Below are 13,310 nucleotides of genomic sequence, written 5' to 3'. Positions count from 1 at the left end.
CGCAGCAAGGGAGACCGGCATGGACATGGATCATCTGGTGGTGGGTGCGGCCGCGCTGGAGGATGGGGTGGCCTGGTGCGAGCGCGTCCTGGGCGTGCGCCCCGCGCCCGGCGGCAAGCATGTGCTGATGGGCACGCACAACGCCGTGCTCAACATCAGTTCGGCGGCGCATCCGCGCTGCTACCTGGAGATCATCGCCATCGACCCCGAGGCGCCGCCGCCCGGGCGCGCCCGCTGGTTCGACCTGGACCAGCCCGAACTGCGCCAGCGCCTGGCCCAGGGGCCGGGCCTCATCCACTGGGTCGCACGTGTGCCCAGCCTGGAGGCGACGCTGGCGCAGTGGCGCAGCGAGGGCGTGGACGGCGGCCAGGCGGTGGCGGCCTCGCGCGGCCTGCTGAGCTGGCAGATCGCCCTGCGTGAGGACGGTCGGCGCCTGCGCCGGGAAGGCCTGCCTGTGCTGATCGAATGGGGGGACAGACACCCCTGCGATGCCCTGCCCGACAGTCCCGTCAGCCTCAAGGCCTTCGAGGCCCGCGAGGGCCCGCGTGCCTGGCTGGACACCCCGCTGGGCGAGACGATGCTGGAGGTGATCGGATGACGCAGGACCTGTTCCGGGACGATGCCGGGCTGCTTGAATGCACGGCCCACCTGCTGCGCGCGGACGAGCGCGGCCTGCTGGTGGACCGCACGGTCTTCTATCCCCAGGGAGGTGGCCAGGCGGGCGATGCGGGCGACATGGTACTGGCCGACGGCCGCGTGCTTGCCATAGCAGACACCCGCAAGGGCGAGGGTCTGGAGATCCTGCACCTGCCCGCGGCGGGGCAGTCGCTGGAAGGCCTGGCGCCCGGGCAGGAGGTGCAACTGCGCATCGATGCCCAGCGGCGACGGGCGCACATGCGCTTCCACACGGCCACGCACCTGTTGTGCGCGCTGGTGCCGCAGCCGGTCGATGGTTGCTCCATCACCGCAGGCTATGCGCGTCTGGATTTCCACATGAGCGAGCCCCTGGACAAGGACGCCCTCACGGCCGGCCTGGCCCGCTTGGTGGCCGAGGCACGGCCCGTACAGCTCCGCTGGATCACCGACGCCGAGCTGGATGCCAACCCTGGCCTCGTGCGCAGCATGAGTGTGCAGCCGCCGCGGGGCAGCGGCCGCGTGCGCCTCGTCGAGATCGAGGGTGTGGACCTCCAGCCCTGCGGCGGGACGCATGTGGCCAACACCGCCGACATCGGCGCCGTGGTCGTCACGAAGATCGAGAAGAAGTCCGCCAAGACCCGGCGGGTCGTGCTGGGCTTTGCCCAGCCAGGCGAAGCCTGAGGAGGACTTCTTCGGGGAGTCCTCATGTCGGCGCAGCCGATGTGAGGGCTCACCAGAATGCCCCTGTAACCAAGACCCGGAGGGTCGTGCTGGGCTTTGCCCAGCCAGGCGAAGCCTGAGGAGGACTTCTTCGGGGAGTCCTCATGTCGGCGCAGCCGATGTGAGGGCTCACCAGAATGCCCCTGTAACCAAGACCCGGCGGGTCGTGCTGGGCTTTGCCCAGCCAGGCGAAGCCTGAGGAGGATCGAAATGCTCAGTGGCCCTTCTGCTTGAAGTTGTCGTGGCAGGCCTTGCAGCTCTGGCCCACGGCGCCTGCAGCGATCTTCACGTCTTCCTGCTTGCCGGACTTGACCGCCGCCTGCAGCTTGCCGACCTCGGCCTGAAGCTTGTCTGCCGCTTCCTGGAATTTGGCCGGCTGGCTCCAGACCTCGGGCAGGGCTTCACTGCCCTTGACCTTTTCGCTACCCGGCACGAAGGCGGTGAAGGGCAGCTTGGACACGACGGCGATCACAGCCATGTTGTCCTCCACGGCCTTGGCGTCATAGGGCACTTTGCCCTGGGCCATGTCGTTGAGGCGCTTGAAATGCGTGGCCATCAGCTCGAAACCGGCCTGGCGGTATTCGACGGCATCGGACGGGCGCTTGAAGGCGCCCTGTGCCTGGGCGCCGCTCAGGGCACCGGCCAGGCACAGCAGCGCCAGAAGGGGGGAGCGGCTCTTGGCGAGAATCGAGGGCATGGGGTCTCCGTGGTGATGGTTTGCCCGGTGCATTGCCCGGCGGGGCTGGGACCGGTCGGCGCAGTGTAGGCCAGCACCCCGGGGTGGCGCTCCTGCGGGCGGTGAGCCGTGGCGTGGGACCATCGGGCAGGCACGGATCCCGCCGTACGGCTTGGGTTCACCCCGGGGCTCGGGTATCGTTGCCTCATGAAGGACCTCGACACCCACCAGGCCCTGCGCGTCTGGGACTTGCCCACCCGGCTCTTCCACTGGGGCCTGGTGCTCTGTGTGGGCGGGGCGGTGGTCTGCGCCAAGCTGGGCGGCAATGCCATGGCCTGGCACCTGCGCTTCGGCTATGCGGTGATGGCCCTGCTGGTGTTCCGCCTGCTGTGGGGCGTGTTCGGCGGGCACTGGTCCCGCTGGCGCCAGATGCTCTACGGCCCGGCGGCCACCTGGCGCTATCTGCGGGGTCAGGCCTTGCCTGACGACCATTTCGACGTCGGCCACAACCCGCTGGGCGCGCTGTCGGTGCTGGTCATGCTGGCCTGGCTGGCGGTGCAGGTGGGTTCGGGCCTCATCTCCGATGACGAGGTGGCGACCTCCGGCCCCCTGGCCGCCTGGGTCAGCAGCGAGACCAGCCTGGAATGGACGGATTACCACCAGCACCTGGGCCAGTGGGGCCTCTACGCCATGCTGGGCCTGCACGTGGGGGCGGTGCTCTTCCATCAATGGTTCAAGCGCCGCCAGTTGATTGGCGCTATGCTGGGCGGCGACAAGCTGGCTCCCGCCCACCTCCAGGCCAGCCGCGACTCCGCGGCCACACGGCTCTTCGCCCTGACCCTGCTGACGGCCTGCGTGGCGGCGGTCTACCTGCTGGTGACTCTGGGGGCGCCCGGCTGAGGCGCGGGCCCGCGTGCGCCGCCTCCAGTCGCGTCCGGACAACGCGATCGCCCGCAGCGTGGGTAAACTGGCCCGCCTATGGACGCTTCGAACCAGATCCAACTGATCAGCCCCGATAGCCCCCAGATGTGGGAGGAAGCGCGGCAGATCCTGCGCGAATACGCCCAGAGCCTCGACGTGGACCTGTGCTTCCAGGGCTTCGAGCAGGAGCTGCAGCAGCTGCCCGTTGAATACGCGCAGCCCTCGGGCCTGCTGCTGCTGGCCCTGGTGGATGGTCAGGTGGCGGGCTCCGGCGCCTTCCGCAACCTGCCTGACGTGGACTACGCCAACGCCTGCGAGATGAAGCGGCTCTATGTGCGACCCGCCTTCCGCCGTTTTGGGCTGGGCCGCATCGTGGCACAGACGCTGATCGAGCGCGCCACCCAGGCAGGCTACTCGGCCATGCTGCTGGATACCCTGGACGACATGGAAGCTGCGCGCGGTCTCTATGGCAACCTGGGCTTCGAGACGGTGCCGCCCTACTACTACAACCCCATCCCCGGCGCGCACTACCTCAAGGTCGATCTGGACTGAGAGCGTCCGGCGGGGGCCCGGCCGCAATCCCGGCCGCGATTACGAGCGATTACGCCGCTAGCATGGTCGCCTCCCCTGCCTGAAGCGCCGCCATGAGCCTCCCGATCGACATCCGCCCCGCCCACCCGCACACTGCCGGCCTGGGCGAATCCCCGCTGTGGCATGCGCAGGAGCAGGCGCTGTACTGGGTGGACATCCCCGGCAAGGAGCTGTTGCGCCTGCGGGCTGATGGCGAGACCCTGGACCGCTGGCCCCTGCCGGCCGAGCCGGGCTGCATCGCGGTCCGGGCCACCGGCGGCTTGCTGATGGCGCGCCGTGATGGTGTCCATGCCTTCGACCCTGCGACGGCTCGTTCCGAGTTGCTGCTGGCCCCGCCCTACGATCCCGCACGCCAGCGCTTCAACGATGGCAAGGCTGATCCGCGGGGGCGCTGGTGGATAGGCGGCATCGACGACGCCCGGGCGCCGGAGGCCTTCTTCTACCGCCTGGATGCTCAGAGTTGTCAGCCCCTGATCTCTGGCGTGAGCACAGGCAATGGTCTGGCCTTCAGCCCAGACGGCCGCCAGCTCTACTGCTCGGACACTAAGGCGCACACGATCTACGCCCGCGACTACGACCCCACCACCGGCTTGCCCGGCGCGCCGCGCGTGCTGGCAGGCTTCCAGCCGCGCGAGGCTGGGCAGCCGCTGTCTTCCTATGGCGGACGCCCGGACGGTGCCGCCATGGATGCCGAGGGCGCCTACTGGGTGGCGATGTTCGAGGGGCAGCGGCTGCTGCGCCTCTCACCGCAGGGCGCCGTGCTCGCCGAGCTGCGCTTGCCCGTGCGCTGCCCCACCATGCCGGCCTTTGGCGGGGCGGACCTGCGCACCCTCTTTGTCACCACGGCTCGCCAGGGGCGGCCCGAGCCCGAGCTGGCTGAGCAACCCTGGGCGGGCTGCGTCCTGCAGCTGCGGGTGGACGTGCCCGGCCTGCCGGTGCCGGCGGTGGTGCTGTAGAAGGGGGAGGGGCGGCGGCCCCTCCGGGCTCCGGTGCCGCAGCACCCCGCAGCACCCCGCAGCACCCCGCCACAGCACTGGGCGCCTGTGCGTCGTTCGGGGGCATCCGATGACAAAAGACACTTGCCGGGCCTTGTCAAGGGCAAGCCCTGATGCACTGTTGGGCGTCTGTTAAGTGCCTGTAAGGGGAAACCACATATAATCTTTGGGTTTTGCCGATCGACCCCCAAGGATCCGTGAGCTCCGAACCGCATGACGCCGCCTCGGCCGATGACGCCCAAGCGACCCATGCAGCGGCTCCGCCAGCGGCTGCAGCACCCCTGCAGCCCGCGCTGCAGGTTCCCGGCACGCCCACCGGCGTGCGCCCTGATCCATGGAATGAGGACGGCGAGGAAGATTTCAAGGCCCGTGAGCCCCTGACGCCTGAAGAGGCGGCAGCCTGGCGGGCCCGGCACCGAGCGACGTCGCCCTGGCGTGTGGTCTTGTTCCAGGCGGTGGCTGCGGCGCTGATGGTGGCGCTGTGGACCCTCTTTGGGTCGGCTCGCCACGGGCTGTCGGCGCTGTTCGGCGCCTTGGCCGTGGTCGGTCCCAATGCCTTGATGGCATGGGGGACGACCCGGCGCCCGGCCACGATGGCGGGAGCTGCATTGCTCTCCCTGATGGTCTGGGAGCTGATCAAGATTCTCTTGGTCGCCGTCATCCTGTTGGCGGTGATCAACGGGGTGCCTGACCTGCGTTGGCCGGCTCTGCTGCTGACGATGGTCGTGTGCCTCAAGGTTTACTGGCTGGTCCTGCTTCGGTGGGGCCGAAACAAAAATTAGACGGAACCCTGAACATGGCAGCAGAAGGACACGCGCCGACCGCAGGTGAGTACATCACTCACCACTTGCAGCACTGGCAGAAGAACTTTGCTCTGGTGGACCAGAAGCAGCATGGCATCGTCGATTTCAGCGTCTTCAACCTGGACTCGCTGATCTATTCCGTCGTGCTGGGCTTCCTGGCTGTCTTCTTCCTGTGGCGTGCCGCCCGCAAGGCGACCTCCGGCGTGCCGGGCCGCTTCCAGGCTGCCGTCGAGATCCTGGTCGAGATGGTGGACAACCAGGCCAAGGGCGTGATCCACAACGAGAAGAGCCGCAAGCTCGTGGGCCCCGTCGCCCTGACCGTGTTCGTGTGGATCTTCTTCATGAATGCCATGGACATGCTGCCCGTGGACTGGCTGCCCAAGCTGTGGGGCAACTACGTCGCCTCCACCGGCCATGACCCGCACCACGCCTATATGCGCGTCGTGCCCACGGCCGACCTGTCGACCACGCTGAGCATGTCCACCTTCGTGCTCATGCTCTGCCTGTTCTACAACATCAAGATCAAGGGCCTGGGCGGCTGGGGGCACGAGCTGATCTCCGCACCCTTCGGCGCGCACCCCGTGCTGTGGCCCTTCAACTTCGCCATGCAGATGATCGAGTTCCTGGCCAAGACCGTGTCCCACGGCATGCGTCTGTTCGGGAACATGTTCGCCGGCGAACTCGTGTTCATGCTGATCGCCCTGATGGGTGGCGGCTGGGCGCTGACGGGCACGGGCATCGGTCTGGCCATCGGCCACATCATTGCCGGTACCGTCTGGACCCTGTTCCACATCCTCGTGATCGTGCTGCAGGCCTTCATCTTCATGATGCTGACGCTGATCTACATCGGCCAGGCCCATGACGCGCACTGATTGAAGACCTTCAGTCGGGCACCCCTTTCGTTTGACTTGTTTCTTTCCTTTCTTTTCTAACCTCTTCAGGAGCACAAAATGGAAAACATCCTCGGCCTCGTGGCACTGGCTTGCGGCATCATCGTTGGTCTGGGCGCTATCGGCGCTTCCATCGGCATCGCGCTGATGGGTGGCAAGTTCCTGGAGTCCTCCGCTCGCCAGCCCGAGCTGATGAACGAACTGCAAACCAAGATGTTCATTCTGGCCGGCCTGATCGATGCTGCCTTCCTGATCGGCGTCGCTATCGCTCTGCTGTTCGCCTTCGCAAACCCCTTCGTCCTGCGCTAATCCGCCCGAAACCTTTCACGACTGAAAGGATCGTGCCGTGAATATCAACGCAAGCCTTTTCATTCAGTGGATCCCGTTCGCAGTGCTCGTGTTCGTCACGATGCGCTTCATCTGGCCGCCGATCACCAAGGCCCTGGACGAGCGTGCAGGCAAGATCCGCGAGGGTCTGGCTGCCGCCGACAAGGCCAAGGCTGAGCTGGCCACCGCCAACAAGGCGGCCGATGAGCAACGGGCCATTGCGCGCAACGAGACCACCAAGCTGCTGGCTGACGCTGAAAAGCGCGCCGCCGCCATCGTGGACGAGGCCAAGAAGCGTGCTGAAGAAGAAGGCGCCAAGATCGTGGCCGCTGCCAAGGCTGATGCCGAGCAGCAGGCCACCCGTGCCCGCGAGGCCCTGCGCGAGCAGGTCGCCGTGCTGGCCGTGAAGGGCGCCGAGCAAATTCTGCAGCGCGAGGTCAATGCCAGCGTGCACGCCGAGTTGCTGGGCCGTCTGAAGACGGAGCTGTAATCATGGCTGAGCTCGCCACCATTGCACGCCCCTACGCTGAGGCGCTCTATCAGGTCGCGAAGAAGCACGATGTGAAGGCCTGGGGCCAGGCGCTTGATGCGCTGGCCCTGGTCGCACAGGATGCTGACCTGCGCTCGTTTGCCGACAACCCCAAGGTCACCGCCGAGCAAGTGTTCGTCATCATGACGGCCGCCGCCAAGCAGACCCTGGCACCGGAGCTGCAGAACTTTCTGCGCGCGGTGATCGACAACGGCCGCCTCTCGGCCCTGCCGGCAGTCGTGGAGCAGTTTCACGCGCTTGCCAATGCAGCCGCCGGCGTCGCCGATGCGCAGATCTTCAGTGCCTATCCGATCGAGCCGGCCCAGTTGGCGGACGTGGTCGCGACGCTGGAAAAGCGCTTCGGTCGCAAGCTCGAAGCCCATGTTCAGCTGGAGCCCGCTCTCATCGGCGGTATCCGGGTGGTGGTTGGCGATGAGGTGCTCGACACCTCCGTCAAGGCCCGCCTGGACCGCATGAAAGTGGCGCTCACCGCTTAAGCACCAGCGCGAAGACACCTTATCCGATTCATCCCTGTGTCACCCGCGCTCTGGCAACAGACGCCCGACCAGATGGGAGCAAGCAATGCAACTGAATCCTGCTGAAATTTCCGAACTGATCAAGAGCCGCATCGAGGGCCTGGGCAGCACGACGGACGTCCGTAACCAGGGCACCGTGGTGTCCGTGTCCGACGGCATCGTGCGCATCCACGGCTTGTCCGACGTGATGCAAGGCGAAATGCTGGAGTTCCCGGCTGACGCCAGCGGCCAACCTTCCTTCGGCCTGGCCCTGAACCTCGAGCGCGACTCCGTCGGCGCCGTGATCCTGGGTGGCTACGAGCACATCTCCGAAGGCGACACCGTCAAGTGCACGGGCCGCATTCTGGAAGTGCCCGTGGGCCCCGAGCTGATCGGCCGCGTGGTGAACGCCCTGGGCCAGCCCATCGACGGCAAGGGCCCGATCAACGCCAAGATGACGGACGTGATCGAGAAGGTCGCTCCCGGCGTGATCGCCCGCAAGTCCGTGGACCAACCGGTGCAGACCGGCCTGAAGTCCATCGACTCGATGGTGCCTGTCGGCCGTGGCCAGCGCGAGCTGATCATCGGCGACCGCCAGACCGGCAAGACCGCCGTGGCCATCGACGCCATCATCAACCAGAAGGGTCAGAACATGACCTGCGTCTACGTCGCGATCGGCCAGAAGGCTTCGTCGATCAAGAACGTGGTGCGCGCTCTGGAACAGGCTGGCGCGATGGAATACACCATCGTGGTGGCTGCCTCGGCGTCCGAATCCGCTGCCATGCAGTACGTGTCGGCCTACTCCGGCTGCACGATGGGCGAGTACTTCCGTGACCGTGGCCAGGACGCCCTGATCGTTTATGACGATCTGTCCAAGCAGGCCGTGGCCTACCGCCAAGTGTCGCTGCTGCTGCGCCGTCCCCCGGGCCGCGAAGCCTTCCCCGGCGACGTGTTCTATCTCCATAGCCGTCTGCTGGAGCGCGCCGCCCGCGTGAACGCTGACTACGTGGAAGCGTTCACCAAGGGTGAAGTGAAGGGCAAGACCGGTTCGCTGACCGCGCTCCCCATCATCGAAACCCAGGCCGGTGACGTGTCCGCCTTCGTTCCGACCAACGTGATCTCGATCACCGACGGTCAGATCTTCCTGGAAACCAACCTGTTCAACGCAGGTATCCGCCCCGCCATCAACGCCGGTATCTCGGTGTCGCGCGTGGGTGGTGCTGCCCAGACCAAGCTGATCAAGTCGCTGTCCGGCGGTATCCGTACCGACCTGGCCCAGTACCGTGAGCTGGCTGCCTTCGCGCAGTTCGCCTCCGACCTGGATGAAGCGACCCGCAAGCAGCTGGACCGCGGCGCCCGCGTGACCGAACTGCTGAAGCAGGCCCAGTACTCGCCGCTGAGCATCAGCCTGATGGCTGCCACGCTGTACGCGGTGAACAAGGGCTTCATGGACAGCCTGGAAGTGAAGAAGGTCCTGGCCTTCGAACACGGTCTGCACCAGTTCCTGAAGACCAGCCACGCCGCTCTGCTGGCCAAGCTGGAAGCCGACAAGGCCATGGACAAGGACGCGGAAGCCGAGCTGAACGCTGCGATCACCACGTTCAAGAAGTCTTTTGCCTAAGCAACCATGACCGGGTGCAAACCTCGGTGAGCACCCGGCCCTAACAGGAGAAATCATGGCAGCAGGCAAGGAAATTCGCGGCAAGATCAAGTCGGTCGAGAACACCAAGAAGATCACCAAGGCCATGGAGATGGTCGCGGCATCCAAGATGCGCAAGGCGCAGGATCGGATGCGTGCGGCCCGTCCCTACAGCGACAAGATCGGCAACATCGCTGCCAATCTGTCCAAGGCCAATCCCGAGTACCAGCACGCCTTCATGGTCCGCAATGACCAGGCGAAGTCGGCCGGTTTCGTGGTGGTCACGACGGACAAGGGTCTGTGCGGCGGCTTGAACACCAATCTGTTGCGTGCGGTCACCACGAAGCTGAAGGACCTCGAGTCCGCGGGCCAGAAGGCCGAGGTCGTTGCCATCGGCAACAAGGGCCTGGGCTTCATGAACCGCATCGGCGCCAAGGTCGTGGCCCATGCCACGCAGCTGGGCGACCAGCCGCACATCGAGAAGCTGATCGGCCCCGTCAAGGTGCTGCTGGACAAGTACGCCGCTGGCGAGCTGTCCGCCGTCTACCTCTGCTACACCCGCTTCATCAATACGATGAAGCAGGAGCCGGTGGTGCAGCAATTGCTGCCCCTGTCGGCTGACGACATGCAGACGGACAAGGCCTCGCACAGCTGGGACTACCTCTACGAGCCCGACGCCGCCACCGTCATCGACGAGCTGCTGGTGCGCTACACCGAGGCCCTGGTCTACCAGGCCGTCGCCGAGAACATGGCGTCCGAGCAATCGGCGCGCATGGTGGCCATGAAGGCCGCCACTGACAACGCAGGCACCCTGATCGGTGAGCTGAAGCTGGTCTACAACAAGACCCGCCAGGCCGCGATCACCAAGGAGCTGAGCGAAATCGTCAGCGGCGCCGCCGCCGTGGGCTGATCGCAGCAGACGCAGCAGCAAAAGTTTTGGAATTGAAGGAACGAAAAAATGGCTAACACTCAATCAGTGGGCAAGATCGTTCAGTGCATCGGCGCCGTGGTGGACGTGGAATTCCCGCGTGACCAGATGCCCAAGGTGTACGACGCCTTGAAGATGGAAGGTTCCGCCCTGACGCTGGAAGTTCAGCAGCAGCTGGGCGACGGCGTGGTGCGTACCATCGCCCTGGGCTCGTCCGACGGCCTGCGCCGCGGCACCGAGGTCTTCAACACCGGCGACACCATCAAGGTGCCGGTGGGCAAGGCCACCCTGGGTCGCATCATGGACGTGCTGGGCAACCCCATCGACGAGCGTGGTGAGGTGTCCTCGGAGCTGACCGCTTCGATCCACCGTGCCGCTCCCTCGTACGACGAGCTGAGCCCCTCGCAGGACCTGCTGGAAACCGGCATCAAGGTGATCGACCTGATCTGCCCGTTCGCCAAGGGCGGCAAGGTGGGTCTGTTCGGTGGCGCCGGCGTGGGCAAGACCGTGAACATGATGGAACTCATCAACAACATCGCCAAGGCTCACTCGGGTCTGTCGGTGTTCGCTGGTGTGGGCGAGCGTACCCGTGAGGGCAACGACTTCTATCACGAGATGGCCGATTCCGGCGTCGTGAACCTGGAGAACCTGGGCGAGTCCAAGGTGTCCATGGTTTACGGCCAGATGAACGAGCCCCCGGGCAACCGTCTGCGCGTGGCCCTGACCGGCCTGACCATCGCCGAGTCCTTCCGTGACGAAGGCCGTGACGTGCTGTTCTTCGTGGACAACATCTACCGCTACACCCTGGCCGGTACCGAAGTGTCCGCACTGCTGGGCCGCATGCCCTCCGCCGTGGGCTACCAGCCGACGCTGGCCGAGGAAATGGGCCGTCTGCAAGAGCGCATCACCTCGACCAAGGTCGGTTCGATCACCTCCATCCAGGCCGTGTACGTGCCTGCCGATGACTTGACCGACCCGTCGCCCGCCACGACCTTCGCCCACTTGGACGCCACCGTCGTGCTGTCGCGTGACATCGCCGCCCTGGGTATCTACCCCGCCGTGGATCCGCTGGATTCCACCTCGCGCCAGGTGGACCCGAACGTGGTCGGCGAAGAGCACTACACGACCACCCGCGCCGTCCAGCAAGTGCTGCAGCGCTACAAGGAACTGCGCGACATCATCGCGATTCTGGGCATGGACGAGCTGTCTCCCGAAGACAAGCTGGCCGTGGCCCGCGCTCGCAAGATCCAGCGTTTCCTGTCGCAGCCCTTCCACGTGGCCGAAGTGTTCACCGGCTCGCCCGGCAAGTACGTGCCCCTGAAGGAAACCATCCGCGGCTTCAAGATGATTGTGGCTGGCGAGTGCGATCACCTGCCGGAGCAGGCGTTCTACATGGTTGGCACCATCGACGAAGCCTTCGAAAAAGCGAAGAAGCTGCAGTAAGACTTCGCATACGACGCGCTGGCGTCGTTGCCGTGCTCGCCGGACAGGTAGTCCGGCTGTGCGCGGCGCCTAGCCAGCGCGCCGTCTGCTCGCTTCCTGCAGCTTCTTACTCGTGATGAAGACCGGGAAGCAGACTTACTTCAACTTCAACGCTAGAAAGATTGAACATGGCAACCATTCATGTTGACGTGGTGTCCGCCGAGGAGAGCATCTTCTCGGGCGAGGCCAAGTTCGTCGCGTTGCCGGGTGAAGGTGGTGAGCTGGGCATCCTGCCGCAGCACACGCCGCTGATCACCCGCATCAAGCCGGGCGCGGTGCGCATTCAGCGCGCTGACAACGGCCAGGAAGAGTTCGTGTTCGTGGCCGGCGGCATTCTGGAAGTGCAGCCGAACTGCGTGACCGTGCTGGCCGACACCGCCATCCGCGGCAAGGACCTGGACGAAGCCAAGGCCACCGAGGCCAAGAAGCTGGCCGAGGAAGCGATGAAGAACGCCAAGAGCGACATCGACTTCGCCAAGGCGCAAGGCGAATTCGCCGCCATGGCTGCCCAGATCGCAGCCCTGCGCAAGTTCCGCAAGAAGTGAGGGCCGCCGCCCTCAGCCTGCCTCCGGGCCGCTGAGCGGTGGTCTTCCCACGGCGCCCGCCGACGCAAGTCTGGCGGGCGTTGTCTTTTCCCTTTCCGGATTTCAGCCGATTTCAGCTGAGGTCCTTGAATTCAGGCAGCATCAGCCGCCACCCCACAGGTTCCCGCCATGCCCACGCCCATCGCCCTGACCCGCCACCACGGCCTCGAAGCCCTGGAACTCGTCGCGCCCGATGGCGCCCGCGCGGTCCTGCTGCTGCACGGCGCGCACCTGACCTCCTGGATCCCCGCCGGGGGCGAGGAGCAGCTGTACCTTTCGCCCAGGAGCGCCTTTGCCACGGGGCAAGCCATCCGAGGTGGCGTGCCCCTGATCTTTCCGCAGTTCAGCGCACGCGGTCCCCTGATGCGCCATGGCTTCGCCCGCACCAAGCCCTGGCAGCTGCTGCAGGCCGAACAGGGCGCCGATGACGCCCTGGCCGTGCTGCAGCTCACCGACGACGCCGCCACGCGCATGGTGTGGCCGCACGCCTTCTCGGCCGAGCTGTCGGTGCGCGTCAGCGGTCAGAGCCTGGACATCGAGCTGGCCGTGGAGAACACCGGCGACAGCCCCTTCGACTTCACCGCCGCCCTGCACACCTATCTGCGCACCGGCGCCCTGGACGCCACCAGCCTGCGCGGCCTGGCCGGCCTGCACTACTGGGATCAGGTGAAGAATGGCGAGCAGCTGCAGCGCAGCGACCTGGTTCTGCCTGGCAGCCCCGGCTGCGAGGACCTGGACCGCATCTACTATCAGGTGAAGAGCCCGCTGCAGCTGATCGACGAATCCGGCCCGCAGCGCCGTGCCCTGGACCTCCTGCAGCAGGGCTTCGAGGACACCGTGGTCTGGAACCCCGGCGCCGCCAAGTGCGCGCAGCTGCCCGACATGCCGGCCGAGGACTATCAGCGCTTCCTCTGCGTCGAAGCCGCCGCCATCGAGCGCCCCGTGCCCCTGCAGCCGGGCGAGGTGTGGAGCGGGATGCAGAGCCTGCGCCTGGGCTGATGCTCAAGGCGCCCGGGGCGCGATGCGCGTCTTCTTGATCCAGCCCCGGCATGACCTGGCTCAAGACGCCGATAA

At 66.0% G+C, this 13,310-nt stretch carries 16 protein-coding genes; 15 read left to right on the top strand and 1 reads right to left on the bottom strand.

Annotated elements, in window-relative coordinates; genetic code table 11:
* The first annotated feature begins 19 nt into the window (after window positions 1-19).
* On the top strand, window positions 20-598 hold the full coding sequence (locus H5407_RS18000; protein WP_183105868.1) for a VOC family protein: 579 nt from the start codon (window positions 20-22) through the stop codon (window positions 596-598).
* Window positions 595-1,317: an alanyl-tRNA editing protein gene (locus H5407_RS17995; protein WP_183105867.1), complete on the top strand. Its 723-nt coding sequence runs from the start codon at window positions 595-597 to the stop codon at window positions 1,315-1,317. Before H5407_RS18000 ends, H5407_RS17995 begins: the two co-directional genes overlap by 4 nt.
* A 253-nt stretch (window positions 1,318-1,570) precedes the next feature.
* On the opposite strand, the gene H5407_RS17990 is transcribed toward H5407_RS17995, so the two are convergent.
* Complete coding sequence (locus H5407_RS17990; protein WP_183105866.1) at window positions 1,571-2,053, bottom strand: cytochrome c; 483 nt, start codon at window positions 2,051-2,053, stop codon at window positions 1,571-1,573.
* A gap of 186 nt (window positions 2,054-2,239) precedes the next feature.
* Between H5407_RS17990 and H5407_RS17985 the strand changes: the two genes are divergently transcribed.
* From H5407_RS17985 to H5407_RS17925, 13 genes are all read left to right on the top strand, one after another.
* The gene (locus tag H5407_RS17985; RefSeq protein WP_183105865.1) at window positions 2,240-2,932 is read left to right on the top strand and encodes a cytochrome b/b6 domain-containing protein; all 693 of its coding nucleotides are present in this window, start codon (window positions 2,240-2,242) and stop codon (window positions 2,930-2,932) included.
* Window positions 2,933-3,010: 78 nt separating this feature from the next.
* Complete coding sequence (locus tag H5407_RS17980; protein ID WP_183105864.1) at window positions 3,011-3,505, top strand: GNAT family N-acetyltransferase; 495 nt, start codon at window positions 3,011-3,013, stop codon at window positions 3,503-3,505.
* Window positions 3,506-3,597: 92 nt separating this feature from the next.
* Complete coding sequence (locus H5407_RS17975; RefSeq protein WP_183105863.1) at window positions 3,598-4,500, top strand: SMP-30/gluconolactonase/LRE family protein; 903 nt, start codon at window positions 3,598-3,600, stop codon at window positions 4,498-4,500.
* Between the two features lie 482 nt (window positions 4,501-4,982).
* Window positions 4,983-5,321 carry an ATP synthase subunit I gene (locus H5407_RS17970; protein ID WP_255501308.1) on the top strand — a complete coding sequence of 113 codons (339 nt, stop codon included), beginning with the start codon at window positions 4,983-4,985 and terminating at the stop codon, window positions 5,319-5,321.
* A gap of 14 nt (window positions 5,322-5,335) precedes the next feature.
* On the top strand, window positions 5,336-6,214 hold the full coding sequence (gene atpB / locus H5407_RS17965) for a F0F1 ATP synthase subunit A (RefSeq protein WP_183105862.1): 879 nt from the start codon (window positions 5,336-5,338) through the stop codon (window positions 6,212-6,214).
* Between the two features lie 78 nt (window positions 6,215-6,292).
* Window positions 6,293-6,541 carry a F0F1 ATP synthase subunit C gene (gene atpE, locus H5407_RS17960; protein WP_058933479.1) on the top strand — a complete coding sequence of 83 codons (249 nt, stop codon included), beginning with the start codon at window positions 6,293-6,295 and terminating at the stop codon, window positions 6,539-6,541.
* Window positions 6,542-6,578: 37 nt separating this feature from the next.
* Window positions 6,579-7,049 (top strand): F0F1 ATP synthase subunit B, encoded by a 471-nt coding sequence (locus tag H5407_RS17955; RefSeq protein ID WP_183105861.1) that lies wholly within the window; start codon window positions 6,579-6,581, stop codon window positions 7,047-7,049.
* Between the two features lie 2 nt (window positions 7,050-7,051).
* Entirely contained in the window at window positions 7,052-7,585 is a 534-nt protein-coding gene (locus H5407_RS17950) for a F0F1 ATP synthase subunit delta (protein WP_183105860.1), read from the top strand.
* Between the two features lie 85 nt (window positions 7,586-7,670).
* Window positions 7,671-9,224: a F0F1 ATP synthase subunit alpha gene (gene atpA, locus H5407_RS17945; protein ID WP_183105859.1), complete on the top strand. Its 1,554-nt coding sequence runs from the start codon at window positions 7,671-7,673 to the stop codon at window positions 9,222-9,224.
* Between the two features lie 55 nt (window positions 9,225-9,279).
* On the top strand, window positions 9,280-10,152 hold the full coding sequence (gene atpG / locus H5407_RS17940; protein ID WP_183105858.1) for a F0F1 ATP synthase subunit gamma: 873 nt from the start codon (window positions 9,280-9,282) through the stop codon (window positions 10,150-10,152).
* Window positions 10,153-10,200: 48 nt separating this feature from the next.
* Window positions 10,201-11,613 (top strand): F0F1 ATP synthase subunit beta, encoded by a 1,413-nt coding sequence (atpD, locus tag H5407_RS17935; RefSeq protein WP_183105857.1) that lies wholly within the window; start codon window positions 10,201-10,203, stop codon window positions 11,611-11,613.
* Between the two features lie 167 nt (window positions 11,614-11,780).
* Window positions 11,781-12,197, top strand: coding sequence for a F0F1 ATP synthase subunit epsilon (locus H5407_RS17930; RefSeq protein ID WP_183105856.1), 417 nt, complete (start codon window positions 11,781-11,783; stop codon window positions 12,195-12,197).
* Window positions 12,198-12,365: 168 nt separating this feature from the next.
* Complete coding sequence (locus H5407_RS17925) at window positions 12,366-13,235, top strand: D-hexose-6-phosphate mutarotase (protein ID WP_183105855.1); 870 nt, start codon at window positions 12,366-12,368, stop codon at window positions 13,233-13,235.
* Window positions 13,236-13,310 lie beyond the last annotated feature (75 nt).

It is taken from the genome of Mitsuaria sp. WAJ17 (assembly GCF_014174515.1).
In the GTDB taxonomy this organism is placed as follows: Bacteria; Pseudomonadota; Gammaproteobacteria; order Burkholderiales; family Burkholderiaceae_C; genus Roseateles_B.
The sequence above is the reverse complement of the archived record's forward strand: the minus strand, read 5'-3'. Positions and strand labels throughout refer to the sequence as shown.

What these genes read in the sequence shown, in the direction of transcription:
- H5407_RS18000 (WP_183105868.1), top strand. Translation starts at nt 20, where the DNA reads ATGGACATGGATCATCTGGTGGTGGGTGCGGCCGCGCTGGAGGATGGG.
- H5407_RS17995 (WP_183105867.1), top strand. Translation starts at nt 595, where the DNA reads ATGACGCAGGACCTGTTCCGGGACGATGCCGGGCTGCTTGAATGCACG.
- H5407_RS17990 (WP_183105866.1), bottom strand. Translation starts at nt 2,053, where the DNA reads ATGCCCTCGATTCTCGCCAAGAGCCGCTCCCCCCTTCTGGCGCTGCTG.
- H5407_RS17985 (WP_183105865.1), top strand. Translation starts at nt 2,240, where the DNA reads ATGAAGGACCTCGACACCCACCAGGCCCTGCGCGTCTGGGACTTGCCC.
- H5407_RS17980 (WP_183105864.1), top strand. Translation starts at nt 3,011, where the DNA reads ATGGACGCTTCGAACCAGATCCAACTGATCAGCCCCGATAGCCCCCAG.
- H5407_RS17975 (WP_183105863.1), top strand. Translation starts at nt 3,598, where the DNA reads ATGAGCCTCCCGATCGACATCCGCCCCGCCCACCCGCACACTGCCGGC.
- atpB (WP_183105862.1), top strand. Translation starts at nt 5,336, where the DNA reads ATGGCAGCAGAAGGACACGCGCCGACCGCAGGTGAGTACATCACTCAC.
- atpE (WP_058933479.1), top strand. Translation starts at nt 6,293, where the DNA reads ATGGAAAACATCCTCGGCCTCGTGGCACTGGCTTGCGGCATCATCGTT.
- H5407_RS17950 (WP_183105860.1), top strand. Translation starts at nt 7,052, where the DNA reads ATGGCTGAGCTCGCCACCATTGCACGCCCCTACGCTGAGGCGCTCTAT.
- atpA (WP_183105859.1), top strand. Translation starts at nt 7,671, where the DNA reads ATGCAACTGAATCCTGCTGAAATTTCCGAACTGATCAAGAGCCGCATC.
- atpG (WP_183105858.1), top strand. Translation starts at nt 9,280, where the DNA reads ATGGCAGCAGGCAAGGAAATTCGCGGCAAGATCAAGTCGGTCGAGAAC.
- atpD (WP_183105857.1), top strand. Translation starts at nt 10,201, where the DNA reads ATGGCTAACACTCAATCAGTGGGCAAGATCGTTCAGTGCATCGGCGCC.
- H5407_RS17930 (WP_183105856.1), top strand. Translation starts at nt 11,781, where the DNA reads ATGGCAACCATTCATGTTGACGTGGTGTCCGCCGAGGAGAGCATCTTC.
- H5407_RS17925 (WP_183105855.1), top strand. Translation starts at nt 12,366, where the DNA reads ATGCCCACGCCCATCGCCCTGACCCGCCACCACGGCCTCGAAGCCCTG.